Source organism: Acidobacteriota bacterium (assembly GCA_040754075.1).
Classification (GTDB): Bacteria; Acidobacteriota; Blastocatellia; order UBA7656; family UBA7656; genus JBFMDH01.
Genome location: JBFMDH010000026.1, coordinates 87803 through 113243 on the forward strand (window position 1 = coordinate 87803; position 25441 = coordinate 113243).

The 25441-nt window shown below is 49.7% G+C and carries 24 protein-coding genes; 8 read left to right on the forward strand and 16 right to left on the reverse strand.

Annotated elements, in window-relative coordinates; translation table 11 throughout:
- Position 1: 1 nt before the first annotated feature.
- From AB1757_23240 to AB1757_23285, 10 genes are all read right to left on the reverse strand, one after another.
- Positions 2–1579 (reverse strand): GH3 auxin-responsive promoter family protein, encoded by a 1578-nt coding sequence (locus AB1757_23240; protein MEW6129969.1) that lies wholly within the window; start codon positions 1577–1579, stop codon positions 2–4.
- Positions 1579–2244 (reverse strand): acyl transferase, encoded by a 666-nt coding sequence (locus AB1757_23245; protein MEW6129970.1) that lies wholly within the window; start codon positions 2242–2244, stop codon positions 1579–1581. Before AB1757_23245 ends, AB1757_23240 begins: the two co-directional genes overlap by 1 nt.
- A gap of 1 nt (position 2245) precedes the next feature.
- The gene (locus AB1757_23250) at positions 2246–2992 is read right to left on the reverse strand and encodes a sterol desaturase family protein (GenBank protein MEW6129971.1); all 747 of its coding nucleotides are present in this window, start codon (positions 2990–2992) and stop codon (positions 2246–2248) included.
- Between the two features lie 5 nt (positions 2993–2997).
- Positions 2998–4014, reverse strand: coding sequence for an aromatic ring-hydroxylating dioxygenase subunit alpha (locus AB1757_23255; protein MEW6129972.1), 1017 nt, complete (start codon positions 4012–4014; stop codon positions 2998–3000).
- Between the two features lie 76 nt (positions 4015–4090).
- Complete coding sequence (locus AB1757_23260) at positions 4091–4405, reverse strand: 2Fe-2S iron-sulfur cluster-binding protein (GenBank protein ID MEW6129973.1); 315 nt, start codon at positions 4403–4405, stop codon at positions 4091–4093.
- Between the two features lie 205 nt (positions 4406–4610).
- Positions 4611–5768, reverse strand: coding sequence for a DUF3500 domain-containing protein (locus tag AB1757_23265; GenBank protein ID MEW6129974.1), 1158 nt, complete (start codon positions 5766–5768; stop codon positions 4611–4613).
- A 54-nt stretch (positions 5769–5822) separates the two neighbouring features.
- Positions 5823–7016 (reverse strand): P-aminobenzoate N-oxygenase AurF, encoded by a 1194-nt coding sequence (locus AB1757_23270; protein MEW6129975.1) that lies wholly within the window; start codon positions 7014–7016, stop codon positions 5823–5825.
- 114 nt (positions 7017–7130) lie between these two features.
- Positions 7131–7862 carry a SprT-like domain-containing protein gene (locus AB1757_23275; GenBank protein MEW6129976.1) on the reverse strand — a complete coding sequence of 244 codons (732 nt, stop codon included), beginning with the start codon at positions 7860–7862 and terminating at the stop codon, positions 7131–7133.
- Positions 7863–7934: 72 nt separating this feature from the next.
- The gene (locus AB1757_23280) at positions 7935–9155 is read right to left on the reverse strand and encodes a VWA domain-containing protein (GenBank protein ID MEW6129977.1); all 1221 of its coding nucleotides are present in this window, start codon (positions 9153–9155) and stop codon (positions 7935–7937) included.
- A gap of 136 nt (positions 9156–9291) precedes the next feature.
- Positions 9292–9807: a YraN family protein gene (locus AB1757_23285; GenBank protein MEW6129978.1), complete on the reverse strand. Its 516-nt coding sequence runs from the start codon at positions 9805–9807 to the stop codon at positions 9292–9294.
- Positions 9808–9849: 42 nt separating this feature from the next.
- Here AB1757_23285 and der point away from each other — a divergent pair, with 42 nt between their 5' ends.
- Entirely contained in the window at positions 9850–11253 is a 1404-nt protein-coding gene (gene der, locus AB1757_23290) for a ribosome biogenesis GTPase Der (protein ID MEW6129979.1), read from the forward strand.
- Between the two features lie 83 nt (positions 11254–11336).
- Here der and AB1757_23295 read toward each other — a convergent pair whose 3' ends face one another.
- Together AB1757_23295 and AB1757_23300 are read right to left on the reverse strand one after the other, a co-directional pair.
- Positions 11337–12287 (reverse strand): sensor domain-containing diguanylate cyclase, encoded by a 951-nt coding sequence (locus AB1757_23295; GenBank protein MEW6129980.1) that lies wholly within the window; start codon positions 12285–12287, stop codon positions 11337–11339.
- A 179-nt stretch (positions 12288–12466) separates the two neighbouring features.
- Positions 12467–13480 carry a radical SAM protein gene (locus tag AB1757_23300; protein MEW6129981.1) on the reverse strand — a complete coding sequence of 338 codons (1014 nt, stop codon included), beginning with the start codon at positions 13478–13480 and terminating at the stop codon, positions 12467–12469.
- 258 nt (positions 13481–13738) lie between these two features.
- Between AB1757_23300 and AB1757_23305 the strand changes: the two genes are divergently transcribed.
- Positions 13739–15325, forward strand: coding sequence for a DUF4394 domain-containing protein (locus AB1757_23305; protein ID MEW6129982.1), 1587 nt, complete (start codon positions 13739–13741; stop codon positions 15323–15325).
- Between the two features lie 103 nt (positions 15326–15428).
- On the forward strand, positions 15429–15776 hold the full coding sequence (locus AB1757_23310; GenBank protein MEW6129983.1) for a cupredoxin domain-containing protein: 348 nt from the start codon (positions 15429–15431) through the stop codon (positions 15774–15776).
- A 164-nt stretch (positions 15777–15940) separates the two neighbouring features.
- Here AB1757_23310 and AB1757_23315 read toward each other — a convergent pair whose 3' ends face one another.
- On the reverse strand, positions 15941–16702 hold the full coding sequence (locus tag AB1757_23315) for an ElyC/SanA/YdcF family protein (GenBank protein MEW6129984.1): 762 nt from the start codon (positions 16700–16702) through the stop codon (positions 15941–15943).
- 74 nt (positions 16703–16776) lie between these two features.
- Between AB1757_23315 and AB1757_23320 the strand changes: the two genes are divergently transcribed.
- Positions 16777–17136 carry a hypothetical protein gene (locus tag AB1757_23320; protein ID MEW6129985.1) on the forward strand — a complete coding sequence of 120 codons (360 nt, stop codon included), beginning with the start codon at positions 16777–16779 and terminating at the stop codon, positions 17134–17136.
- 218 nt (positions 17137–17354) lie between these two features.
- On the opposite strand, the gene AB1757_23325 is transcribed toward AB1757_23320, so the two are convergent.
- On the reverse strand, positions 17355–18797 hold the full coding sequence (locus AB1757_23325; protein ID MEW6129986.1) for a cytochrome c peroxidase: 1443 nt from the start codon (positions 18795–18797) through the stop codon (positions 17355–17357).
- 382 nt (positions 18798–19179) lie between these two features.
- Here AB1757_23325 and AB1757_23330 point away from each other — a divergent pair, with 382 nt between their 5' ends.
- From AB1757_23330 to AB1757_23345, 4 genes are all read left to right on the forward strand, one after another.
- Positions 19180–19857: a succinate dehydrogenase cytochrome b subunit gene (locus AB1757_23330; GenBank protein MEW6129987.1), complete on the forward strand. Its 678-nt coding sequence runs from the start codon at positions 19180–19182 to the stop codon at positions 19855–19857.
- A gap of 10 nt (positions 19858–19867) precedes the next feature.
- Positions 19868–21784, forward strand: a complete 1917-nt coding sequence (locus AB1757_23335; protein MEW6129988.1) for a fumarate reductase/succinate dehydrogenase flavoprotein subunit — start codon at positions 19868–19870, stop codon at positions 21782–21784.
- Between the two features lie 103 nt (positions 21785–21887).
- Positions 21888–22634 carry a succinate dehydrogenase/fumarate reductase iron-sulfur subunit gene (locus AB1757_23340; GenBank protein ID MEW6129989.1) on the forward strand — a complete coding sequence of 249 codons (747 nt, stop codon included), beginning with the start codon at positions 21888–21890 and terminating at the stop codon, positions 22632–22634.
- 344 nt (positions 22635–22978) lie between these two features.
- Positions 22979–23341 carry a hypothetical protein gene (locus tag AB1757_23345; GenBank protein MEW6129990.1) on the forward strand — a complete coding sequence of 121 codons (363 nt, stop codon included), beginning with the start codon at positions 22979–22981 and terminating at the stop codon, positions 23339–23341.
- Positions 23342–23439: 98 nt separating this feature from the next.
- Here the strand turns inward: AB1757_23345 and AB1757_23350 are convergent, their stop codons facing one another.
- Both AB1757_23350 and AB1757_23355 read right to left on the reverse strand, forming a co-directional pair.
- The gene (locus AB1757_23350) at positions 23440–24381 is read right to left on the reverse strand and encodes a threonine/serine dehydratase (GenBank protein ID MEW6129991.1); all 942 of its coding nucleotides are present in this window, start codon (positions 24379–24381) and stop codon (positions 23440–23442) included.
- 116 nt (positions 24382–24497) lie between these two features.
- Positions 24498–25190, reverse strand: coding sequence for a DUF1080 domain-containing protein (locus tag AB1757_23355; GenBank protein MEW6129992.1), 693 nt, complete (start codon positions 25188–25190; stop codon positions 24498–24500).
- Positions 25191–25441 lie beyond the last annotated feature (251 nt).

The following is a 25441-nucleotide window of genomic DNA, read 5'->3' on the forward strand; positions in this document are numbered from 1 at the left end:
TTCATTTGAAGCTTAATCGAAGTTTTGTCGCATCGTTCAAATCACTGATCAGATGTCGCGGTTTAATATCGCCAAATTTCTGCCCTTTGCCCAGATAATAAGTAAAGTAAATGTCGCGCGCGCGCGGCGCTTCTAAAACTTGAACGCCTCCAAGTTGTCCGAGCATTCGCGCCTGGCGGTAATGAAAAGCCTCCTGGAGTGAGGTGTCCAATTCAGTTTGTAAAACAGTTGCATTGGTCGTGAGCTTATCAACCACCAATAAATAATGGGGTGAAGGATTCATCACCGGCATTAAGATTTGAAAATCGCTTCTCGTCGATAATCGCGCAAAGCATTCGCCGACAAATTGCGCATTGAGTTTTTCACCGACGAGGTCGCAAACCTCTGCGGTTCTGCCAACAAATTCCAAACACGGTGTCGCCTGATAAATTCCCGTCACCCGCACGCGGTCACCGATAAGATAGCGATACAATCCGCCTTGTTGCGTCAGGATGATTGCATATTCGCTTCCGATTTCGAGTTCGTGCAAACGTTTGATTTGATTTCGTTCATCGAGGAATTCAAAAAAAACTTCGGTTAAGAGCGGCGCGAAACCATGTGCTTCGATGAGCGGCAAAGTCATCGGCGCTTCCGTGGCAAGCAAGCCTTTGCCTTGCATAAAAGCATCGGGAAATTTTGCGGCAAGCCGCAGCGATGCGGGTTTGGCTTGGGCGCTCGTCCAACAGGAAATCAATTTTACCTCGCGCCAGATTTCATCCCATAAAATCGGCGTTTTTTTGAGCAGCGCAAGCCGCGCATCGCTTGCCGGTTTAAGCGTGAATTCAACGCCTTCAAGCGTTACTGCTCCGCGTCGCAAATCGTGAGTCAACCTTTCCGTGTTCGACTCAAGGTAATCGAGAATGATTTCAAAAAATGACGGGTTCCAGATGGAAATGATTTCAAGTCGCGCTTCGGCAAGTAAAGTGAGCGCCAGCGCGTGTTTGAAATTCATCGGCTCCTGCAATCGTTTGATTGCCGGTGGCAAAACCAGAAACGGTTTGAGTAAGGCTTGCGCGCAACGATTGAGGTATTCGGCGTCATCTGCAAGACCTACACGCTTGTCTTGTTCGGTGGATTCGTTTTGCTGAAATGCCGGTGAAATGCTGATGAAAGTTTTGCCGCATTGAAGTCCCGGCAAATTATCGAGCAAATCCGCGAGCCAGATAAAAAACATGCGGTTGAACGAGTTTTTCAAACTTTGGGTGTAGGGAATAAGTTTCGCGGCAGCAGCGCTGCCCGAAGTCTTTTCATAAAACCGAACGGGTTCAGCAACCAGAATATTTTTTTCGCTCTGTCGTTGTCGCGTGAGCCATTCACTCAAATCATCGTAAGTCACCAGCGGCGTTTTTGCGGCAAAATTTTGATAGTCGTCAGTCGCGCGAATGTTGAGTGAGCGCCCATACTGGGTTTGCGCGAAAGCGGCAACGATTTTTTCGAGCACTTGCGTTTGGGCGCTTTCAGGATGTTGCAAGGCGTTTTTGAAACGTGAGAGGTGTGAATGCAAGAAAGGTTTGATGATGGAGCGTAGCAATTTCAACATCACGATTTTTGCGAATTGGCGACTGCCTGCATCAAGGAATTTTTTTCGACCGGCGAGGTTTCAATCTTTTGATTCATGAAAACGTCTGTGAGCACCGGCAAAAAAACGCCATCGGCGATTTCTGCGCCAAGCCCTATGCGGCTGCCCGCGCCAACGAAAACATCATTGCCGATTTTGATTTTGCGAACGAATAAAATCATTGCCGAGCCTTTCGGAGTGATCGCATGTCCGAGCAGTTTGCATTGATGACCGAACACCACGCGGTCGCCGATTTCAAGCATTGAACGGTCAGTGATTTCAATATTCGGAGTCCAGTAAACCTTGCGTCCGACCTTGCTGCCGCAAAGTCTGAGCCAGGCGCTATAGGCTCCGGGAATGATTCTCAGCAACGCTTCAAGATGCGGCACAGCGATGTAGAGCACTTGAATTTGATGTGCGCCCCACCATGCCGAATAGTGGCGTTTGGCTAAATTGCTGCGAGTTTCTTTGATAGGAAAAATCGCCTGATGAATTCTCAAAGACACCGGCGGCACGATATAGATGATGATGAGAAACACTACGGGTTGAATGACCGACGGTTGGTAGCCGAACCAACAGACATCGGTAAACGCCAGCAGCAGAATAAACGTCGGATAGAATGAGATGATTCGACCCAGGAGCGTCATCTTAATTTGCAACCTTTCCGGGTGTGAACGGGAAAAATAATTTGCGCGTCAGATTCAAATCCGACGCGATGCCGAAAGTTTCGGGAAGTTGCGTGGGACTAAAATAGGTTCCGTGCAACCGGTCCCATATTGATAGATTGGCGCCGAAATTTTTATTCGCTTTTGTGCGGCTGTGATGCCAGGCGTGTTCATTGGGGGTAATCAACACCAACGCGAATAACCCATGCCAGCGCGATTGCGGCTTGAAGGTAAACGATGTGTGTCGCCACAAATCAAGGCTTGCGGTCAATGAAATTGCCAGAATAAACAGGCGCGGGTCTTTTAACAGAAAAATCAAAAGCCCGTTCACCCAGACGTAAACAATCAAAAGCGACGACCACAGCGTATTTCTCGACGTGATGAATAAATCCATCTGCTTTGCCGTGTGATGCACGGCGTGCGTATCCCAAAACGTTGTTGAATGCAGCAGGCGATGATTCCAGTAATAGAGATAATCGACGCCAATGAAATTCAAAACGAAAGCCAGCGCCGGATGAACATCGAGTGTGCCTTTGAGTTGCGGCAAAAGCATGGCAAAAAGCCCATAAATCAAGGTGGTTTGCAGTATTGGAATCACGATGCCCTGAATGATTAACCCCGCCGCATCAAGCGCCCAGTCTTCGCCCTTGCGACTGAGCGCACTGCGCCGCGACTCACCAACCAAAAGCGTCAGCGCCGCGAGAATCAAAAATGTTGCGAAGACCATCATAAACCTCAAACCCAGAATTCGATTTCAATGGTTTTATCGGGCAACTGGCGCGGGTCTTCGCCGCGCGCTAAAGCATCGCGAATCGATTCTATCAAAACGTGAATGACATCCGCTTCGGTGTTTGAAAACTGCGCCCCGAACTTTTTAATGACCTCCATTTGCTCGCCGAGAATTTCAATATCCTGATTGATAATGGTTTGCGCCTGGCGACGAATAATCGGTTTTGCCAGCCGGTTCCACACACCGTAATTATAAGTCAAATCGGTATAGACCAGGGTTTCGTCTTCGCCAATCGGAATCGCTTGCGAGGTGATGATAAAACGCCTGCGGTCACTGAAAATGTAATCGACGCTCGTCACATTGGGCATAAAAAATGAATCGGTGTGCTGGATTTCTTTTCCCGTGGCATTCAAAAACCACGAAAAAATGCCTAAATTGGCGCGTTCGCCGCGATAGTCGACTTTGACGCTGCCGTTTTTTCTCTCCACGGTTGCCGTGAGCCGTTCGTTTTTGGTGACGCGAAAAATTTTCGGATGCACGAAAGCGGTGTGCGGAATATCGACGAAATTTTCTGCGCAATTGGTCACATTGTTTTTGAATAGATTTTGCAAACGAATCGCCGCCCAACCGTTGGTTTTGTAAAAGGGGATGCGAAACGGCGCGAGGCTTTCATCTCGCGAATCGCTGAGCCGCGCATAAATATAGTCATCTATTTCACAAACTTGAAAAGTACGCGCCGCGTGTTTCGGTTTCGGCTTTTCGCCTTCGCTGGGAACGTGAATAACAGAACCTTTACCGTTATAAGTCCAGCCGTGATAGCTGCATTGCAATTTGCCTTCGCGCGCTTTGCGTTTCGATAACCTCGCGCATCTGTGTAAACAGCGATCTTCCAATGCGACCGCATTTCCCGATTCATCGCGAAACAATGCCAACCATTCACCCAGCACGCGCGCCGCAATAACCTTATCGCGCGTTAACGCTTTCGACTCGGCGACGATGTACCAGAAATCTTTCAGGTTCATAAAAATTCAAACAGGGATGAACAGGATAAACAGGATGGTTTGGCTTATCCTGTTTATCTGGTCTATCCCTGTCCAATCAACTCTTTCCCAGATAATGAATGGTAAGGTCGGCGCAAATCGCAATCTGACAAATGAGCCGCGCGCGCGGATTGTCGGGCGCGATAATCTCGAGCAATTCCTTTTCATCATCCATCGGTTCGGCTAGTTCGCCGTTGGTCTGTGAGAGGATTTCGCTCAAACAGGTTCCGCAAATGCCTGTGCGACAGCCAAACAGGACGGGCGAATTTTCAATTGTTAAATGCTCGGACAAAATCGCGCCGCGTTTAAGTCGTACAGGCCGATGCGTAGCGGGCACAAAAGAGATGACATATTTTTCATTTTCCGAATTCATGTGATAGTCAATGGATGTTCGCCGATTAAGTAATCCAAATTGCGAGTTGCCGAGTGCCCCAAAGGGGCAAAGGAGATTAGCCTGTGATAAAGCCACAGATTCATGAGCCAGCCAAATCTTTCAGGGCACAATGGCGAAGGCAACCCACACATCCGCGCCTCCGGCGCATTTCAATGAACTCGCAACCCGGATTAACCGGCGACAATCAACTGTGATGCCCGCCTTTTTCGTAATGGCGGCGAAGCGCATCCCCACCGAAATCATTTTCGAGGTCACGACAAACCGTGTGAATGTGATTCGCATTATTTTGCGTGTTGTCGTATTCGATGAGCCATTTCGGGCTGTGAATGCGATAGTAATGCGCTTTGCCGCGTTCGGTGCTGCCCGCCCACGCAAAGTGAATTTTTTCAATGCCGACCTGTTCTATCTTTTTTAGCTGCATCTCGGCGAGCGCCGGATTGAAGTTGCCGACATACTCGCCAATCAAACGCATGAGCATTCCGCGCTGCCTGCCATTCATTCGCGAAGCCGCAAGTCCGACCGGCAAACCAATAGTTGCCTTGCGGCCGTTCCTGGTGATGATGTCTTGCGGCGCTATGGCTTCGATGATGACTTGCGAAGTCTGTTGAGAGGTGAGGCTTTGCAAAAATTCTCGCGCCAACTCTTCTTCGGCGGCAAGAATGCGCGAACCTTTATGCGTGCCGTGACGAACAATTGCCGGGTTGGTTCCCATAAACGCAGGCATGGCGATGACCAATTCATTGGAAACCCAGGAGAAATGTAGCGACAGGTGATGACCTTCGACGCGCCAACCCCAGGGCTTATCTTTTGCAGGCGTGCCGAACACGGCGAAGAAATAAAGCTCGGAATTTCGCGCCGAAAGAAACGGTGCGGTCTCCAGTGTCGATTCAATCTCTCTGAGCACTTCTTCGAGATACATAATGGAAGTGGCTTTGAGATAGCCCTGTGTGCTCAAGGCGCTGCGCAACAAAGTGTGCGCGGCAAGCCGCTGTTCGCTGTTCATTTCTTGAATACTGACGCCGTTTCGCTCGTGCGCGTTTTGTCGAATCGCGGGTGGCAAGGCATTGATGGCAGTCGGAATGTAATGCCACCTGAATTGTTCATCGCTGCCCAGCGGAAAAATCGCTTTACGTTGCAAATCAGCGTTCAACAGATTGAGAAAAGCTTCTGCGGCACTGAGCATGGTTTGCAAACCCGGATTAGTTTTTTGCGCTATGGGGCGGGACTTTTGAGCGAAAGCTTGCAATTCGAGTAAAGGCAGGCTCAAACCGGCAGTGGCAAGCCCGCATAAAACTTTTCTTCTGCTTAATGGTTTGGCGGAATTTTCCTGATGGTCGCACATTGATGGAGGTTCTCCTTTGGAGGATGGCTTTGTCGGAGTTCGCACGCTATCAAGTCAGCCGTCCAACTTCAAGAAAAACTTTTTAAGTTCGCGGCGATTGGTTTGCAAATGTTTGTCAATCGCATTGCGGCGCATAATGCGCATCTCTTTGTTTTCGCCATTCACGTATTCAAGGTCGGCGAGATATTCGCAATACGAATCCATCGCTATCTGTCGACTGCGGGCGCTGAGGTGCAGACCGTCATTTTCTTGGGTAAAACACCTGGTCATCATCTGTCGCGCTTCCCGGTCATTCATATCAAAAATCGGCGAACGCAAAATTTTATAGACTTTGCCGAACAGCGCCGGGTCGTACCAGAACAATCCGTTAATCGCTGTCGAAAAATGATAATGGTCATGTTGCGAACCACTGAGCGCGCGATTGGCAACCCAGGCTTCAAACTTCGTCGGGTTTTTCAGAGATTGCAAAACATCATGTGAAATCACCGTCGAACTGTTGAAATGAAATGATTCATCAAGGAAATGGTGATAGCTGATTTTTGCAGGAATCGGCGCATTTTCCTTGTCCGCATTTTTTGAGTAGAACTGACTGAGTTGATGTTGAATCAGTTTGCCATTTAATGTCCGCACCCCGCGCACAGCAAAATACTGGCAACCGATAAACGCATTGCCCGACGAAAGCAGAGTAAAGGCATTGAGTTGAATCCATCGCCAGAATTCTTTCAGGCGGTTCGTCTGATGATGAATCATGGTTTCAACGAAGGGTCCGCGCATCGCATAAGTGAACAATCGCTTGCCGAAAACCTTTTCTTCAAATTGTTCGCCGATTTTTTTGAAAGCGTTGATGTGGGCGCGTTCCTGCATGGTTTCAAGGTCGAGCGTATCGCAAACGATGCGAAAATCTTCGAGGGCATAAAGCCCTGCGGCGCTCGTTTGATTGAAAAAAATCGTCGCGATTTCGGCGGAAATAATTTGCGAGTAATAAGCCGCCCAGTAAATTTGATTGAGTTTGACGCGCTGCGCTGCGGTTGCGCCGTCCCAGAGCGGCGTGCCGTAGAGCAGAGAAAATTGTTCGGGATTCCAATATTGATTGGCGCAATCTTCGTAACAGAATTCCTCTGCGAGTTTATCCATCGCGGGTGTGTTGTCTTGCTGGCGATTTTTGCGAAAGTTCAATTCGAGTTTGCGAAAAGTCTTCCGGTCATCGAGAAGCGAAGGCTCACTCGGTTCAAAAAACGCTCGGTTCATTTCGGAAAACTCCTGTGCGGTGTGAAATCAGTCTACGCTAATGGATTATGTGCCCGGTTGAGGTGATTATATGGAGCGGCGCGCTTTGCACGCAAGAACGTTGTGCTGAAAAAATTAACGCGCCGGTTTCCTGCGCCGCCTTCGACGAACCGGCGTGGCAATCTGTTCGAGCCAGTTTTTGGCTTCGTGAAATTTGTCAAAGCGCATTTCATCCAATCGGAATTCGCGGCTGTGAATCACCTTGCGCCCGTTTACGGTTTGCCGCTCATGTTTGATGTGGAGCATTTCATGATAGAGAACGAATTCAACAACTGTGCGTGGCGTGCGTGGCGTATCGAGCGCGCGGCTGATGATGATGGTGTTATGCGTATTGTCGTGATGACCGAGAATGCGTCGGGCTGGGCGCTGACTCCACGACAGTGTGGGCTTCGGCAACCTGCCTGCAAAATATCTGGCGTTCAACTCATCAAACATGGCGCATAAATCATAGACGTGACCTTGCGGCGAAGTGGTAAGTTTACGACCACGTTCGCGGCGCAAACTTTCCGACGCATCCATAATCAAAGGATTCGCAATATACGTGCGATAGGTTGCCTGGTGTTCGGGCGAGACTTTGCGGCGATAGAGTTTGGCAATGAGAATGCAGGCAAGCGCGAAAAGAATTTCCGCAGGCGCTTCCTGCAAAATATCCGATACCCGCGCAAACACCCTGCCTTGCCGCAGGCGAATCGTCGAAGAAAGCCCCGTATAGCGATAAAACTCGGCGGTGAGTTCCGGCAGTGGCTCTTTTTTTACGTAAAGCTTTAAGGCTTCATTGAAGATGGATTCAAGTTGGGAATTGGTCATTAGCTAGTAGGCAGAAGGCAGCGGGCAGTAGGCAGTAGAACAGAAAACTGCCTACCGCCTACTGCTTACTGCCTACTTCGTTTTTGGTCTGTCGTCGGGTTCGTAATAGCGATTGCGATAGCGTAATTCAACCTTGTTGTTATCGGGTTGACCGTCGCCATCTATGTCAACTTCGATTTTGATTTTGCGCTCTTTGCCCTCGCGTCGCGTGTTGGTCGGCACGTAGCCGACATCATATTGATTGCGAACCAAGGCTTCGATGGCGCGCATGATTTGCGGGATTTGGCTCTCGAAGGTCATCTCGAAATATGAGCCGCCGGTGCGTTCTGCAAAAGCGCGCAATTGATTGAAGGCTTGTAAAAAGGTGAGCCGGGTTTCGTCCGGTAAACGGTGTTCATATTTCTTGAAGAACAGATTGCCAACCCCGACGGTATAAATCGGCACCCCGCCGTTTGAAGCAATCTTCAAGGCTTTATCGAAAGTCAGTTTGCTGAAAGTATCAATGCCCAGGGTAATCAAAACGATTGCCGTGTTGCCTTCGACCTCCTGCAAGCCCCCGTATTCCTGTTCACCGGCGTTTTCGGCATAAAGCTGATAGGCTTTGCCGCCCAAAAGGGCAAACGAAATCCCGTCATACATATTCGATTCGCTGAAATTCAAGGTGTCGCGATAGGCGGACATAATCGCCGCGTAAAGTCTTTGCGAATCGTTGGTGAAATCCTGAATGACTTTCGGGCGCATGCTGAAGGTTACAACGGCAGCAAAATCCTGCGGTTTAATAAACAGTTGAATGAAACCGGCTGCGGATTGAAAAATTTCCTGCGCGAAAGTGGGATCAAAATAGTTGGTAAAATAACGATTTCTAAAATTGTTATCCAATAACAAGACAACCGTTGCGGGACCATCGCCAGAGGAAAAGTTGGTCACTTCCTGTTTGACGCCATCTTCATAAATGCCGAAATTTTTCTTCGCCAGACCGGGAATCAAACGCCCGGTTTTTTTATCAATGACGCTCACTTGAATGCCGACCACCTGAGTTGACAATTTCAACGCCGGTTCATCTTTCTGATTTTTGGGAATCGGCGGCAGGGGGTCTTGTTCATCGGGTTGCGTCTTGTCGCCTGCTTTCGATTTTTCGTCACGCTTTTGCGCGTCGGTCTTCTTCTCTACGTCACTCTTTTTATTGGGCTGGCGTCCGCTTTGTGCCGATACATTTGAAAACGAAGCGGCTGCAAGCAAAGCGAAAACCAAAAGCGCGACGACCGCCACGCGCAGATATTGCAATGAATTCATAATTCCTCCAACGATGGTTGAATCACTCTTGGCACAGGCTGGAGATTTTCTCAAAACTCCTCAATACAGTGTAGTCTAGCGAGTCTAGCGAGTCTAGCCGGACTGTGAGCGTAGCGAACCGCCTAGACTTGCCGGACTATTCACTAAAATATTTGCCACGCAAAAACACGCTTTCATCAAAATAACCGCGCAAGAGGTCAATTTTATTCCCGGTCTTTTGAGGAACCACGGTGACCACATCGTAACGATGGGGCACGTCCATCACTTTCATCAACTGACGAAAACGACGGGCAGCGCGGGCGATTTGTCGTTGCTTGCGTAAATCAACGGCGCGTTCGGGCGCAAACAGTTCATCCGATGAACGGGTTTTAACTTCAATGAAAACGAGCGTGTCTTCATCGTAAGCGACGATGTCGATTTCGCCGGTGATTTTTTGCCCGCGCAAACTGCGACCGAGTGGCACGCGGAAATTGGTGGCGACGATTTCAAAACCTTCGTTCACTTTTAAAAACTCAAGCGCCAGACGTTCGCCCATTTCGCCAAGCGCCAGATGCGCCGCGCGAGTTTTGGATTTAGCAAATGCAGACTTGAGTTTGGCAAACGGCATCACGCGAATCTTACTTTGCCAAGGCTTGCTTGTAAAAGCCGCCATCCACAGGCAACATTCAATGTTCGATAGAAAAGGAAAATGGACATGGAAAACCTTGAAGCACAAAATGCTGCTGAACTAGCGCCTGAAACCGTCAGCCCCGAAAAAAGGGCTTTGCCCACGGTCGTCATCCTCGGTCGCCCGAATGTCGGCAAATCGACGTTATTCAATCGCCTGACCGGCTCGCGGCGTTCGATTGTCGGCGATGAACCGGGCATCACCCGCGACCGGATTTATGGGCGCGTCGAATGGAGCGGGCGTGAATTTCGGCTGGTTGATACCGGCGGCATTATTCCCGATGATAAAGATTTGATTCCGGCAAATATTTTGACCCAGGCGCGCGCCGCGCTTGATGAAGCGTCGTTGATTATGCTGGTCACCGATGCCCGCGCAGGCATTACGCCCCTTGATGAAGAACTCGCGGAACTGGCGCGTTCGACCGATAAGCCGGTGTTCGTGGCGGCGAACAAAGTAGATTCGCAACGGGTCGAAGCCGATGCGCTGGAATTTGAACAATGGGGATTTACAGCGGTCTTTCCGGTGTCGGCTGAACACGGCAATGGCATCGGCGATATGCTCGATGCGGCGATGGAACTGCTGCCTGCGCCGGAAGCGGTCGATGAAAAGCCCGAAGAGTTGACCCTTGCCATCGTCGGGCGTCCCAATGTCGGCAAATCTTCGCTCATTAATCGCCTGACCGGTGAAGAGCGCGTCATCGTTTCGCCGATACCGGGAACCACCCGCGATGCTGTCGATACGGAGATTGAATACGACGGCACGAAATTTAAATTGATTGACACGGCGGGCATTCGTCGCAAAGGCAAAACCGAACTGGTGGCGGAAAAACTCTCGGTGATTATGGCGCGCAAAAATCTCGAACGCGCACAGGTCGCGGTGATGATGATTGATGCGGTTGAAGGGCCGACCGCGCTTGATGCCACGATTTGCGGTTACGCGCACGAAGCCGGTGCCAGTTTGATTATCGCAGTGAATAAATGGGACGCCGTAGAGAAAGACAACTACACCACCAAACAATATGAAAATCGCATCCGCGAAATGATGAAATTCGCCGATTATGCGCCGATTGTGTTTATTTCGGCAAAAAGCGGGCAGCGAGTGACCAAACTATTAGAGCTGGCGCGTCAGGCTTTCGAGGCGCGGCGGCAACGCATTCCGACTTCGGAACTCAATCGCTTTTTTGAAGCCAATCTTGAACAACCGAAAGCCACGACCAATGCCAAATATCCGGTTCGCGTGATGTACATTACCCAGGCGTCGGTCAATCCGCCGACGTTTATTTTGTTTACCTCGACGCGCAACCCGAAAGCCAAATTGCATTTTTCTTATGAGCGTTATGTGGAAAACCGCCTGCGTGAGGCTTTCGGATTTTTCGCCACGCCTATCAGAGTCTGGCAGAGGAGAAAACGCGGTAAGCCAGGCCAACATTGAACAGCCTTCATCAGTGATGCGGCATTAAAAATAACCACAAAAGCGTAATGAAAAAATTGCGGGGTTGATTGAATTTTACAGGGTCAACCGTGCTTTCGCATTCTTGGGATAAATGATTCATCTACATCGTCGGAGCAGGTTTGTTTGCGATGTTTCTGTTCGTACATTGACTGGTCGGCTCGATTAATCAATTCATCAATCGAATCGGGGGAGTGAATATCGACGGGGATTGCGCCAATGCTTAATGACAGAATATAACTGCGATTGCTGGCAGCATTGTAAGCATCCAGTTTGGATTGCAAACGGGCGATGATGGATTCGATATTTTCGGGCATCGAATAGGCGGTGAGAACGACAAATTCATCGCCGCCGGTGCGCGCCACGATATCGGCTTCGCGAAACGTTTGTTTTAAAATCTCGGCGGTTTTTTTGATGGCGAAATCGCCTTCCTGATGACCGTAGTTATCGTTGATGAGTTTTAACCTGTCCATGTCCGCAAAGAAAATCAAGGTGTTGCCACCGGCGCGGCGCATCAGTTTCAACTCCTCTTCGGCAAGCAGGGCAAAGCCGCGCCGGTTATAAAGACCCGTGAGTTCATCAACCAATGAGAGAAAGAGCAATTGCTCTTCCATCTGGCGGTGATCTGTGATGTCTTTACCAACCGCATAAAAAACATTTTCATCGGGAAACGGCATCCCGCTCCATAAAATCCAGCGATAGCCTTCGTGTGACAGGAAACGAATCTCCAGCGAAACGATATTATTGCCTTCGGTCATGCGTTTTAATTCGGTTTGCACCTTGGACAAATCTTCGGGATGGACGAATTCCGCCGAATTTTTGGTGTGAATTTCATCAACCGCGAGTCCGAGAAAATCGGCAAACGCCGGATTGATTTTTTTGAATGCGCCGTCAAACCCGACGATGCAAAGCAAATCCGTAGAGAGATTGAAAAAACGATAATAATCCTTGAAGTTTTCGACCTCTGCATTCACAGGAAATAAATTTTTACCCAACCTTGATTGTGACTTTTCCATAGCTGTCAATCGAGCAAATCGCTCGTTGTCTCTAATTTAAATTTGTGTGAGGCGGTTGATGGACTTAATTTTTAATGTTGTTGCTGCCGTTTTTTTATTATGGTTATCTAAATTGTAACTCAGCAATCCGTTCACCATTCACAAGCAGACCTTAATGGTGACTATAGCTTATCACCGATTCAGGAATTCTGAAAATCAATAATATCTTTAAATGGCGTTTTTGCATCTCCGAAATCGGGACGGTAATATTCGGCGGCGCTGGCAAAATCTTGCAACCAGCCTTCTTCCATACCGAGGGTTTCCATATGGTCGATGGCTTCGAGCCATTCGCTCCAGCGAATTTTTCTTGAAATCAATGTATAGCGTTCCAGTGTGACTTTGTTGGTCGGAAAATATTGCGCCATTAAAGAGACGGCGACTTTGGGCGACAGTTCTTCGCGTATCCATTTGAGCGACTCGTAAATTCCTGCAATGTCATTGGGCAAAACCAGCAGGCGAATCACCAATCCGCGTTTAAGTAAGCCGTTCTCGTCATAAATCAACTCATCGCCGGTTTGTCGAAACATCTCTTTCAGCGCGGCGCGTGAATGTTCAACGTATTCATTTACTTTTGAATACTCGCGCCCCATCTGATTATCGCTGTATTTCAAATCGGGAAGGTAGATATCAACGATGCCGTCAAAAAGTTTCAACACGTCAACCGCGTCATAAGCATTGGTATTGTAAACCACCGGCAAACGCAGACCACGCCGGGCGGCAAGCAGCAGAGATTGTGCGAGTTGCGGCGCAAAATGCGTAGGTGATACCCAGTTGATGTTGTGACAGCCGCGCGCTTCGAGTTCAAGAAAAATTTCTGCAAGCCGCTCAAAAGAAATCTCGTTTTTGTGCTGCTCTTTGAAGGTCTGGCTGATTTGATAATTTTGACAATAGACACAACGCAGATTGCAAAGCCCCAGAAAAATATTGCCCGCGCCATGTGTGCCGCTGAGCGCCGGTTCTTCGCCAAAGTGCGGCGTGTAGGAAGAGACAATCGGCAAGCGTCCCGCGTAACAGGCGGCAAGTTCCTCTTGCAGACGATTGTTATCGCAATCGCGCGGGCAGACGCGACATTTTTCGAGCATCTGCATCAACTGTTTGACGCGCTCGGCGAGTTCGCCCGATTCCAATAACTTGACATACGACGGCTGCTTCATAAACAGAAATTCTACAGACCTGTGCGAGGCACTTCAAATTTTGAAATGCCTTACAAAACCGTTTTTGCGAGGCAAGCGTAGTTCAGAAAGAGTGATTACTCAAAATTAAAAACAACCATAAATTTAAAGAAAGAGCTTAAAGAAAACAGAAGCGACATTACATCTCAAAATATAGGAACTGAATAACTCATCAACAGACTGGCGAACAGTCTCAAGGATAGGTCTGGCTAAAAAATCTGCTTTAGGAGTTTTATCATAATGAAAAAATATACCGCGATTACCCTGCTCTGCCTGATTCTCAGCGCCGTTAGCTTTTCTTTAACTAATGCCCAAACCACCGTGCCGCCACCGATTCCGCGCAATGCGACGGTTTGCGGAGAAACCATTTTCGGATTGACCACAGACAATAATCTTATTCGTTTTAATAGTGACGTGCCCGGTGCCCTCATCGCCACCACACCAATCACCGGACTGCTTGCAGGTGAATTTTTATTGGGAATCGATTATCGCCCCGCCCTTAAAGAGATTTACGCTTTAAGCAATCAAAACCGGCTTTACATCATTGACTCAACCACAGGTTTTGCGCGATTGACCGGCGTGTTGAACACCGGCATTAACGGCACGACGTTCGGCATTGATTTCAATCCGGTGCCCGATAGAATGCGCGTCGTCAGCGATGCCAATCAGAATTTGCGCATCAATGTCGATACCGGAGTCACAATTGTTGATGGCAATCTCGCCTTTGCCGCAACTGACCGCGACGCCGGCGCTGACCCCAATGTGGTTGCCGTTGCCTACAGCAATAATTTTGCCGGAGCGACCACGACAACACTATATGCCATTGATTCGACTTTGGATGTGCTGGCGATTCAAAACCCACCGAATAACGGCACCTTGGTGACCGTTGGCAATCTCGGCGTGGATACCGGTGATGCCGTCGGTTTTGACATTGCCGCCGGCAGCACCAGAGCCTTTGCATCTTTAACGCCTGCCGGAACGACCGCCTCAAACCTTTACACGATTGATTTGACATCGGGCGCGGCAACGCTGGTTGGCGGCATCGGCAATGGCGTTACGATACGCGATATAACCGTTGCGCCGCGCGCCGCTTTAACCGTTTTTGCGGTTACGGTGAATAACAATTTGTTGACCTTTGATTCCGATGACCCGACGACGATAACCGGTTTCAGACGCATCAGGGGACTGAAAAGCGGCGAAACGATTCTGGGCATAGATTTTCGCCCGGCAAATGGCAAACTCTATGCGCTCGGCAGCACCGGAACCGTTTACATCATCAACCTCAAAAATACGAAAGTTACCCCGAGACCGATAGCGCCTTTCAGTACAGCGTTGACCGGGACGGAATTCGGTTTTGATTTCAATCCGGTGCCCGACCGTATTCGTGTGACCAGTGACGCTGACCAGAACCTCAGATTGCAACCCGACACCGGCGATGTGGCAGCCGTTGATGGCACGCTCGCCTTTGCCAGTACGGATGTGAATGCGGCGAGAAACCCCAACATTGTCGCTTCAGCTTATGCTAACAATTTTGCCGGGACGACGACGACAACGCTTTATAACATCGATTCGGAATTGGATGCGCTGTTGATTCAAAACCCGCCCAACAATGGAACGCTGAATACCGTAGGCAGTTTGGGTTTGGATACAACGAACCTCGCGGGCTTTGACATTTTCGGTTGTGACAACGCGGGCTTTGCGGCACTCACCCTACAGGGTGAAGCGGTTTCCAAATTTTATCGCATCAACCTGGTCAATGGTTCGGCAATGTTGATTGGCACCCTAGGCGTAAATGAATTGATTCGCGCCATCGCCGTCAATCAATGAAAATTCAAATAAATAAGGTCGGAGAGAAATCTCATCCGACCTTTTTTCCGTAAATCAGAAGAATCATTGATTGAAATTCAGATTTCGGAGGAGCTAAACCAGAATGAAAAAGTTTTTAATTGCCGCTTTATTCGTTTGTGCAGTTTCGTGGATTGCCGTTGAGGCGAAAACCAAGCCCGCAGGCGCGGGAAAAAAAGTCACCATCACGATTACCAATTTTAATTTCACTCCGAAGACTCTGACCGTAGCCCGAGGCACAACCGTCGTCTTCTATAACAAAGAGGGACGCCATACCGTCGAATCCGATAGCGGCGCGTTCAAATCGGATGTGCTCACAGCGGATAAGAGTTTTGAATTCACTTTCACAAAAGCCGGAAAATACGCCTATCACTGCGGTTTTCACGGCGACACCGGCGGCAAGGATATGGCGGGCACGATTATTGTGAAGTGACGAGTGGTGAACCAGAATGTGAAAGGCGCGACGCCTTTTGCAGAAAAGCCTTCAAACCATCAGGCGATTGCGGCTAAAAAAGCTGCATGACGGCGCTTACTTCAAGCCTCAAGTTTGTTTGATTAACACAGGCTTCGACGGGCTTGGGGCGAAGAGTAAACACCCTAGGTTTGAAGGCTTTTTTGCGCCGACCAGGGCAACTCGCCCGCATACAAACCGGTTTTGCGATGGGTTAAAAGTCCTGCCAGTTCAGGGCAGGTCTCAGCGTAAGGGTGCGCGCGATTGAACGGATTGCGGGCGCGTCGTTTATCGCCAAGCAGATTATTTTCTTTTGATTCGCCGTAGCCATAAGGGTCGGTCGAAAAAGCCGCAGTAACCGATTGTTCATTCTGTTCGGCGCTTGCTAAATCAACCGGATTGTTTGCCCCGATGAAGGTGAATTGCGATAGTGGAAAACCGATAGCCTCGCGATGCAACTCAAACCGTCGAGCTTTAAATGCCCAACTGATGATGGTGATGTGTTGCGGGTATTTGCCCACGCACTGGCGGAAACGGCAAATTGAAAAGAGCAGATTTTCAAACGAATCACGGGCATACTCTTCGGTGGTCGCGCGCCCTTTTAAATCAACTTTTTCCCACCAGTTGAAATGTTCGGCTAAACGTAAATAACTTTCGGCTTCGCTTTTTGTGTGGGCTTCATGGCGCGTCTGCCCGCCGGAAAAAACCAGCAAGGCTTGCGCGTCGCGGCTTGCGAGTTCAACGCCGCATTGAATATGTTCAATATAAAATGGCGGCTCGCCGGTTTGAAAGGGTTGTAAAATCCAGTTGCTGTCAGCTTGCGGATTGTCGGAATTTTCCGAAATGTAAATCGCATGACCTGCGACCAGAATTAAATTTTCCAAATTGCGCCAAATCTGCACACTCATCACCAAACCCCGTTGACAGAATGTTACCTGCACATATTGAATTAATCACCCCAATTTTTTCGGAGAATTAAAAAATGTCTGCTGATGATTCACTGGAAGCCAGCGAAAATCGCCGCCGCCAACTCTACATCGATGACGAAGATGTCACCGTGCGCGTGTTGAACATTGCTGAAGGCGATTATGAATGCGTAGAGGTCAACACCGCCTGGTATGAGCGTAGTTTGCTTGAAGGCGATATTATTTTGATTGCGCTTGGCGAAGAACCCGAAGCCGAAGACATCGTGTTAATCGAAGAAGACGGTCAGACGCGGCTCGGCATCGCTTCTGCGCCCGATTATCTTTTAACGCAGTATGGGCCGCGTATGCTTGAACCCAATGAACGCATCATCGGCGTTGGGCGCGCGTTGATTCGCCGCTTGCGAAGACCGCAATAAAAACGGGCATTTTTAACACCTGGCATTTATCTAACTGCTCTGCAAATCGGGCGACCCACTTCTTTGCCGCCAAGTCACCAGGCAACATAAAGACCTTTCGTGAACTCTGGTGTCATTGGTGACTTGGTGGCAGTTACCCGCCGAACGAATAGAAGTCGCAAGCGATAAACCAAACCGTTACTCGGCTATTTTCAAATACGCTTCAACGCCACAAAGTCTCACGGATACTCATAGAAAAAAGGTTTGAGTCCGCTGGGCACCGCGTCGGGTTTCGATTTGATGAGATTGGCGAATTTGGCGCGCTCATCCATCAAACTGTCGCGCACGAAGGCAAGCAATTGGCGAAACTCTTCATCGGTGAGTTCAATCGGCGTAACCAGTACCGGGTCAACCTGTGTGAGCACCGGTTCGATGGGACCAAGGTAGCGCAAATCTTTGGGCAGACCTTCGGCGGCGGGGTCGTAGTTGCGTGCCGATGCGAATACATTCAAATGGTGAAGAATCGCCCCTTTGATGCTGGTGAATGCGCCGTTGTGAAAGAAGGTCGGTTGCGCGGCAATGTTGCGCAAAGGCGAGGTGCGGAATTTATAACGGTCAGCGATATTGCCGGTCACCTGTTCGTAGCCATAATCTTCGTTGGCTGCCGCGCCATCGAAAGTGGCGTTGGTGATTTCAGGGACAAGTTGCGGAATGCCGATGGCGTGTGGCTCGAAATCGCTGAACATCTCGTTTGTCGCGCCCGAAACCGCGTGACATTCGACGCATTTGGCTTTGCCGAAAAACAGCAACGCGCCGCGTTTTTCATCCTCGCTCATTGCCGCCACCTCGCCGCGCGCAAAACGGTCAATCGGCGCATTGGCATAGGTCAGCGTCAGTTCAAATTCGGCAATCGCGTTGGCAATCATATCGAAGGTGATAGGCGCGCCGTCGCGCACTTCGGGCAGCGCTTTGCCGAATAATTTCCGGTAGCGTTTGATTGCGTTGACGCGGCTGGCGAGTTCTTCGCGAATGGCAAAATTATCGCCGGCGAATTTGAAGCCGACCATTTCGGCGCGGTCGGTCACCGGCATACAGGCTTGGGCTGCGAGCAGGTGCGAAAAATAAGACAAATTCATGCCTTCGGGCGCAGGCATTTTAAAACCTGCGCGGTTATCGAAGGGATCGCCCGATAGCGATTCAAAACGCCCGTTCCACATGGCTTTCGGATAAAAAGCGGCGTTTAAGGTCGAAGGCGAACGCCGACGATTGCGCGGACCCGAACGGCGTTGACTGACCCAGCCGTTGCTGTCTATGCCGACGGCGATGGATTGGGTATCGGCGTAGCCGGTGGTCGGCGAATGGCAAGCGGCGCAGGCGTTATCTTTTTTGATGCCGAGAATGGCGTCGTAATAAAGCAGGTTGCCGACGTTGGCGAGTTTGCGATTGATTGGACGACCGAGCCGCGCTTCAAGCGTCGATTCAATGCGCCCGGTAAAATTGTGATTGGCAAGCACGGTGCGCAGTTGTTGGTCTAAGCCGTCATCGCCGGATACGCGCCGATTGGAAAATAACAAACAAAAACCGGCGACGATGAATAAACCTAAAATCAATTTTTGCCCGTAACGATTAAACCGCTGTTGAGGAGGCGCGGATAAAATAGCCTTTGCGGGTAAACGTTTCATTGAATTCTCCCGATGATGGTTTATGAAATGAAATGACCCGCGATGAAAAGCCGGAGTGTATGCGCGAGCAGTGTAAAACAGAGTTGGGGTTGAAGGCAATATTGGTGTCGGTAGCTTGACCCTGAGCGAGGGTACGAAATCTCGATGCTCTCGTTCCCGGTCAGGCTGGTGATTAAAAACAATCGTCAAAACAGCGGTTGATTAAGAAATCCGATGCAAAAGATTAGCGGTTTGAATTTTACATCTGGCGGATTTATTGCTAACCTTTCACTCCATTTTTTCAACCGGGCACACGACTTGAGCAAATCTGCCGTCTCGTTACACTCTGAAGTCGGAAGCAAAGTTGATTTGCCCGAATAAAATCTTCTGACGGATTTCGCAAATGAAAGCTCTAAAACGCATCTTTCAATCTTCACTTGGCAAAAAATACATTATGGCAATCACCGGAATGTTGCTCTTTCTTTTCGTGATTGGTCATATGCTGGGCAACCTGCAAATTTACCTGGGCAAGGAACCGCTTAACGCTTACGGTCATTTTCTACAATCGAATGTCGAAATCCTGTGGCCCGCGCGCATCGGCTTATTGGTTCTTGCCCTGTTGCACATCATTACGGTTGTGCAACTGGTAAGAGAAAATCGGCGAGCGCGCCCCGTAGGTTATGATTCGACGAAACTCTACGGCGCGAGTTTCGCTTCGCAAGCCATGACCTTCAGCGGCTTGATTGTTCTGGCATTCATCGTCTTTCACCTGCTGCATTTCACGGTTGGCGTGGTTCAACCCGAAGGCATGGGATTCACCGACCTTGAAGGCCGCCACGATGTTTACCGCATGATGGTCAACGGTTTTTCCAATCCCGGCATTGCCATGATTTATCTGATATGCATGGGATTACTGGCATTGCACCTCAGCCACGGTGTCAGCGCCATGTTTCAATCGCTCGGTTGGAAAAAGCGCGCCTTCGCCAACGCCATTGATCGGTTTGCGAAAATTTCGGCGCTGGTTATTTTTCTTGGCAATTGTTCAATACCCATTGCAATTTTACTGGGGCTTGTAAAATAAGGTTAAAACTATGAGTCTGGATGCAAAAGTTCCATCAGGACCGCTTCCCGAAAAGTGGTCGAATTATAAGAAAGAGCAAAAGCTCGTCAATCCTGCGAATAAACGCAAATTCGATGTTATCGTAGTCGGCACGGGACTCGCCGGTGCCTCGGCTGCGGCGTCGCTTGCTGAACTGGGCTACAACGTCAAAGCCTTCTGTTTTCAAGACAGCCCGCGTCGCGCCCATTCCATCGCCGCGCAGGGCGGCATCAACGCCGCGAAAAATTATCGCAATGATGGCGACAGTGTTTATCGTTTGTTCTATGACACCATCAAAGGCGGCGATTTTCGCGCCCGTGAATCGAACGTCCATCGCTTAGCCGAAGTCAGCGTCAACATCATCGACCAATGCGTCGCCCAAGGTGTGCCGTTTGCCCGCGAGTACGGCGGCTTGCTCGATAATCGCAGTTTCGGCGGCGCGCAGGTCTCGCGCACCTTTTATGCGCGTGGACAAACGGGGCAACAATTATTGCTTGGCGCATATCAGGCGTTAGCCCGACAAATTGGACTTGGCACCGTGAAGATGTACCCGCGCACCGAGATGCTGGATTTGGTTTTAGTCGATGGTTGGGCAAAAGGCATCGTGGCTCGCGATTTAATCACTGGCGCGATTTCATTACACGCAGGTGATGCCGTAGTGCTGGCGACAGGCGGTTATGGCAACGTCTTTTTCCTTTCGACCAACGCGCAAGGTTGCAACGTGACGGCGACCTATCGCGCTTATAAAAAAGGCGCGTATTTTGCGAACCCTTGCTACACACAGATTCACCCGACCTGCATTCCTGTAAGCGGCGACCACCAATCGAAACTCACTCTGATGTCGGAATCGTTGCGCAATGACGGGCGCGTCTGGGTTCCCAAACGCCAGGAAGATTGCGCCAAAGACCCGAATACGATTCCCGAAGAAGACCGCGATTATTATTTAGAGAGAAAATATCCAAGCTACGGCAACCTTGCGCCGCGCGATATTTCTTCGCGCGCTGCCAAAGAAGCCTGTGATGACGGGCGCGGCGTCGGTCCCGGCGGACGCGGCGTGTATCTCGATTTTGCCGCGTCAATCAAACGACTCGGCAAAGATAAAATCGAAGAGCGATACGGCAATTTATTCGAGATGTATGAACGCATCACCGGTGAAAATGCTTACCAACGTCCGATGCGCATTTACCCGGCGGTGCATTACACGATGGGCGGCTTGTGGGTCGATTACAATTTAATGAGCAACATTCCGGGTTTGTTTGTTGCCGGTGAAGCGAATTTCTCAGACCACGGCGCGAACCGGCTTGGCGCATCGGCTTTGATGCAGGGCTTGGCTGACGGCTATTTCGTTTTGCCTTATACGCTCACCAATCATTTTGCATCGGTCAAACAGAACAAAGTTTCGACCGACCACGAAGAGTTCAAAAAAGCCGAACAGGAGGTCAACGACCGCATTAAAAAATTCCTCTCTATCAAAGGCAAACGCACGGTCAATGATTTCCATCGCGAACTCGGCAAGATGCTGTGGGAAAAATGCGGCATGGCGCGCAACGAAGCGGGACTCAAAGAATTGTTGCAACGCATACCGGAACTCAGAGAAGAGTTCTGGACAAACCTCAACGTGCTCGGCGATGCCGATGAACTCAATCCCGCATTGGAACGCGCCGGCCGGGTCGCCGATTTTATGGAATTCGCCGAACTGTTGGTCACCGATGCCTTGCATCGCAATGAATCGTGCGGCGGACATTTCCGCGAAGAGCATCAAACCGAAGACGGCGAAGCGAAACGCGATGATGAAAATTATTCTTATGTTGCCGCCTGGCAGTACAAAGGTGTAGGCAGTGCGCCTGAACTTCACAAAGAGTCGTTGGTTTACGAAGAAGTTCACATGACGCAGAGGAGTTATAAGTAAATCAACGTGATAAATAGAAACCATCGCAAAAATAGTTAGCCGGTGGTTGAAAGAGCGGTCTTTGACCGCGACTCTCTGAGGAATAGCGATGAGCGAAAAAACTATGAATTTGAAATTGCGTGTTTGGAGACAAAAAGACTCAAAAAGCGAAGGCAAATTCGTCGATTACGATGCGAAAAATGTTTCGCCGGACATGTCATTTTTGGAATTGCTCGACATTATCAATGAAGAACTGACGGTCAAAGGCGAAGACCCGATTGCTTTTGACCATGATTGCCGTGAAGGGATTTGCGGAATGTGTTCATTGGTGATTAACGGTAAAGCCCACGGACCGCTCGGCGCAACCACAACCTGTCAGTTGCACATGCGATTTTTCAGCGACGGCGACACGATTACTATTGAACCCTGGCGCGCGACGCCGTTTCCGGTGGTTAAAGATTTGGTCACTGATCGTTCAGCGTTTGACCGCATCATTCAAGTCGGCGGATTCGTTTCGGTTTCAACCGGCGGCACCCCCGATGGCAATGCGATTCCGGTTGCCAAAGAAAATGCCGATTTGGCAATGGATGCGGCACAGTGCATCGGTTGCGGCGCGTGTGTCGCGGCTTGCAAAAACGCTTCGGCGATGTTGTTTGTGTCGGCAAAGGTTTCGCATTTGGGATTGTTGCCGCAAGGTCAGGCTGAACGTGACCGCCGCGTGCTCAATATGGTCGAGCAGATGGATAAAGAAGGTTTCGGCAATTGCACGGTTACGGGTTCATGCGAAGCCGTATGCCCGAAAGAAATCAGTCTCGATTTCATTGCGCGAATGAACCGCGATTACGCCAAAGCAGTATTTCGCGCCAAGTAGTTTTGTTGAAACAGAGCAAGCCTCTCTTGCTTGAATTTAAGAGTCGAAGGATTTGCAAAAATCTTTCGGCTCTTTTGTTTGGGCTGAAAGAAAATTCACCACCGAGGCTCAGAGAGAAAAAAGAAAGCCAAGAAAAACCGAGATTGACGGCATCACCTCTTCACCTTTTCACCTCCACACCTCTTCATTTCTCGCAGTGTCTCGGTGGTTCGTTCTTCTTAAAAAACCTTTCAAAAAAATGATGGCAACGTCGCGAGTTTGAAAAACATCCAGAATTCGGGAATCAGTGTCGAGCAATCCCGGCTCGACCTTATGAACCAAACACCATCCTTCGGAGGACAGTAATGAGAAACAAACTCATGAGTCTCACTCTGGTCATTGCTCTGTTTTGTCTGGCGGTGCCAGCGCTGGCGCAAAACGGAGAAGGGCGTTGGGTACGACGCGACAAAAATGGCATCAGGGTTGGCGATGGCAGAATCAACATCCTTGATGGACCGGGAATCATCAATTATGAAAAGAAGAACCGCTGGATGCCGGGCGCGGGTGGCGCAGCAACAGTGATCGGCATTGGTGCCGGCGCTGGGGCTGCGACTGGCGCAGTCGTGAACGGTAAAAAGGGTGCAGTCCTGGGCGCAGTCATTGGCGCAGGCGCTGCAACCGGAGTCTGGCTGTACAAGAATCGCACTGAACGCAAGAAAATTTTCTAAAAGAATTTTTCTCAACGTTTTCATAACACAGAGGTGTTAAAGCAAGCGGGAAATTAGGCAGTTTATAACTCCCGCTTCTTTGATGCCTCTGTGATTTTTTATTCGCCCGCCAAAATTTTTCCGTAAACCGCCGCATCGACATTGCCGCCGCTTACCACACAACACACCGATTGACCGGCAAAACGTGAGGGGTCAGTCAGCACCGCCGCAACGCTCAATGCGCCAGTCGGTTCAACCTTGAGATTGGCATAGGTGAAAAGCAGACGCAGGGCTTCTTTAATCTTTTCTTCGGGAACTTCGACAATCGCTGCGATGCCATTTTGCAAAATCGCCCAGTTGTGCTTGCCGATACTCAAGGTGCGCGTGCCGTCGGCAATGGTTTGTGGTTCCTGCTCGTTGGTAACGATATAACCTTCGCGTAGTGACCGCGCCGCGTCATTTGCGATTAACGGTTCTGCGCCGATGACTTTGGTTGGTGAACCGGATTCGCGAAAGCCATTAATCAATCCTGATGTCAGTCCGCCGCCGCCAACCGGCGCGATGACGAAATCAAAAGCGCGAGGCATTGCCGCCAGTTCACGCGCCAGGCTCGAATTGCCTTCAATGACCAGCGGGTCATCATAGGCGCTGGCGATATAAGCATCCGGGTATTCATTCGCCAGCTCTTCGATACGCACTGCCCGACTTTTGACGCGCACATTGACTAAATCGACCGTGCCGCCAAATTCGCGCACTGCATCAATCTTCACCTGGGCAGAGGTTTCGGGCATCACCACGATGCAGGATTTGCCGAGCAATTTGCAGGCATATGCCATTGCCTGTCCGAAATTGCCGGACGATGCAGTGATGATGCGTTGTTGTGCGATTTTGGCGACGAGGTTATAAGCGGCGCGGAATTTGAAACTGCCGGTGAATTGAAAGGTCTCGCTGGCGATGGTGAGCTTGACGCCTAAACGCTTAGCGAGTCGCGGCGCTTCGATGATGGTTGTCGGTCTGACAACCTCGGCTAAAGGTTTTGGTGCATTAACAACTTGGCTCATAATGATTAAATTGTCTCAGATAAGTTGGATGGATACTAAAAAAGTATTGCCCGTATTGCTTACCGTAACATGCCGGTTCACTGATAAAACTACCTGCCTGCTACAATCTGAAGGCGCTAAAAAGGCATCACCCAGACATTGCGATAACGCACCAGGTCATGGTGGTCTTGCAAAAGTAAAGGACCCGGTTTTCGCATATCATTGTCGAGCGCGCCGCCCGTGAGGAATGGAATTTCCAGATTGTTATGAATCATCACGCCGTTATGAAAGACGGTGATGCGCGGCTTTTCTTTTACCACATCGCTTTCGAGTCGCGGCGCGCGAAAGGCGATGTCATAGCTTTGCCATTCTTCGGGTTTTCGACAGGCATTCACAAGCGGCGCGGCGATTTTATAGATGCCGCCGCAATCATTGTCTTTGGACTGTAGTCCGTAGGAATCAAGCACCTGCACTTCGTAGCGTCCCTGCACATAGACGCCGCTGTTGGCGCGCGCCTGTCCGGTTTTATCAGCCATCAAAGGCAGCCAGAATTCGACATGCAGATGGCAATCGCCGAAAACTTCTTTGGTATAAATGTCGCCGGTTCCGGGCGCGACTTCCATATAACCATCTTTGATTTTCCATTTGGCGTCGCCGCCTTTGCGTGACACCCATTGCGAAAGGTCTTTGCCGTCAAACAAAATTTTTGCCTGTTTTGGAATGTCTGCCATAATCGTTTCCTTATTTGCTTCGTTCGTTGAACTGTTGGGCTGTACCATACAGGCGGCGCTGAATGTCAGTCCGGTTGCTAAGAAATCGCGACGTTCCATGAGACCTCCAATTAGGAATGTGATAAATCAATGCGGCACTTTACTACGTTTCGCCATAGCTTTCCACTTCGCGGATTCAATGAGGCAAACTCGACAAGTTTTTTTCAGCACAGGGTATTCGGAAAATATATAGCTTTCAAGAAAATGATATTTCAAAAACACGCGCTCAGGCAGCCCAAGCCAGTTCCTCTGGTAGGCTGCACAACGACAAAATCGCTTGTGGCGCTTGCGCGAATTTGCTCAGTGCCTGC

Bases quoted from the DNA above. Each gene is read 5' to 3' on its own strand.
- AB1757_23270 (MEW6129975.1), bottom strand. From the start codon at position 7,016: ATGAACCGAGCGTTTTTTGAACCGAGTGAGCCTTCGCTTCTCGATGAC.
- AB1757_23315 (MEW6129984.1), bottom strand. From the start codon at position 16,702: ATGAGTGTGCAGATTTGGCGCAATTTGGAAAATTTAATTCTGGTCGCA.
- AB1757_23250 (MEW6129971.1), bottom strand. From the start codon at position 2,992: ATGATGGTCTTCGCAACATTTTTGATTCTCGCGGCGCTGACGCTTTTG.
- AB1757_23295 (MEW6129980.1), bottom strand. From the start codon at position 12,287: ATGGAAAAGTCACAATCAAGGTTGGGTAAAAATTTATTTCCTGTGAAT.
- AB1757_23330 (MEW6129987.1), top strand. From the start codon at position 19,180: ATGAAAGCTCTAAAACGCATCTTTCAATCTTCACTTGGCAAAAAATAC.
- AB1757_23335 (MEW6129988.1), top strand. From the start codon at position 19,868: ATGAGTCTGGATGCAAAAGTTCCATCAGGACCGCTTCCCGAAAAGTGG.
- AB1757_23280 (MEW6129977.1), bottom strand. From the start codon at position 9,155: ATGAATTCATTGCAATATCTGCGCGTGGCGGTCGTCGCGCTTTTGGTT.
- AB1757_23260 (MEW6129973.1), bottom strand. From the start codon at position 4,405: ATGAATTCGGAAAATGAAAAATATGTCATCTCTTTTGTGCCCGCTACG.
- AB1757_23245 (MEW6129970.1), bottom strand. From the start codon at position 2,244: ATGACGCTCCTGGGTCGAATCATCTCATTCTATCCGACGTTTATTCTG.
- der (MEW6129979.1), top strand. From the start codon at position 9,850: ATGGAAAACCTTGAAGCACAAAATGCTGCTGAACTAGCGCCTGAAACC.
- AB1757_23320 (MEW6129985.1), top strand. From the start codon at position 16,777: ATGTCTGCTGATGATTCACTGGAAGCCAGCGAAAATCGCCGCCGCCAA.
- AB1757_23310 (MEW6129983.1), top strand. From the start codon at position 15,429: ATGAAAAAGTTTTTAATTGCCGCTTTATTCGTTTGTGCAGTTTCGTGG.
- AB1757_23355 (MEW6129992.1), bottom strand. From the start codon at position 25,190: ATGGAACGTCGCGATTTCTTAGCAACCGGACTGACATTCAGCGCCGCC.
- AB1757_23300 (MEW6129981.1), bottom strand. From the start codon at position 13,480: ATGAAGCAGCCGTCGTATGTCAAGTTATTGGAATCGGGCGAACTCGCC.
- AB1757_23340 (MEW6129989.1), top strand. From the start codon at position 21,888: ATGAATTTGAAATTGCGTGTTTGGAGACAAAAAGACTCAAAAAGCGAA.
- AB1757_23275 (MEW6129976.1), bottom strand. From the start codon at position 7,862: ATGACCAATTCCCAACTTGAATCCATCTTCAATGAAGCCTTAAAGCTT.
- AB1757_23325 (MEW6129986.1), bottom strand. From the start codon at position 18,797: ATGAAACGTTTACCCGCAAAGGCTATTTTATCCGCGCCTCCTCAACAG.
- AB1757_23350 (MEW6129991.1), bottom strand. From the start codon at position 24,381: ATGAGCCAAGTTGTTAATGCACCAAAACCTTTAGCCGAGGTTGTCAGA.
- AB1757_23345 (MEW6129990.1), top strand. From the start codon at position 22,979: ATGAGAAACAAACTCATGAGTCTCACTCTGGTCATTGCTCTGTTTTGT.
- AB1757_23305 (MEW6129982.1), top strand. From the start codon at position 13,739: ATGAAAAAATATACCGCGATTACCCTGCTCTGCCTGATTCTCAGCGCC.
- AB1757_23255 (MEW6129972.1), bottom strand. From the start codon at position 4,014: ATGAACCTGAAAGATTTCTGGTACATCGTCGCCGAGTCGAAAGCGTTA.
- AB1757_23240 (MEW6129969.1), bottom strand. From the start codon at position 1,579: ATGTTGAAATTGCTACGCTCCATCATCAAACCTTTCTTGCATTCACAC.
- AB1757_23265 (MEW6129974.1), bottom strand. From the start codon at position 5,768: ATGTGCGACCATCAGGAAAATTCCGCCAAACCATTAAGCAGAAGAAAA.
- AB1757_23285 (MEW6129978.1), bottom strand. From the start codon at position 9,807: ATGGCGGCTTTTACAAGCAAGCCTTGGCAAAGTAAGATTCGCGTGATG.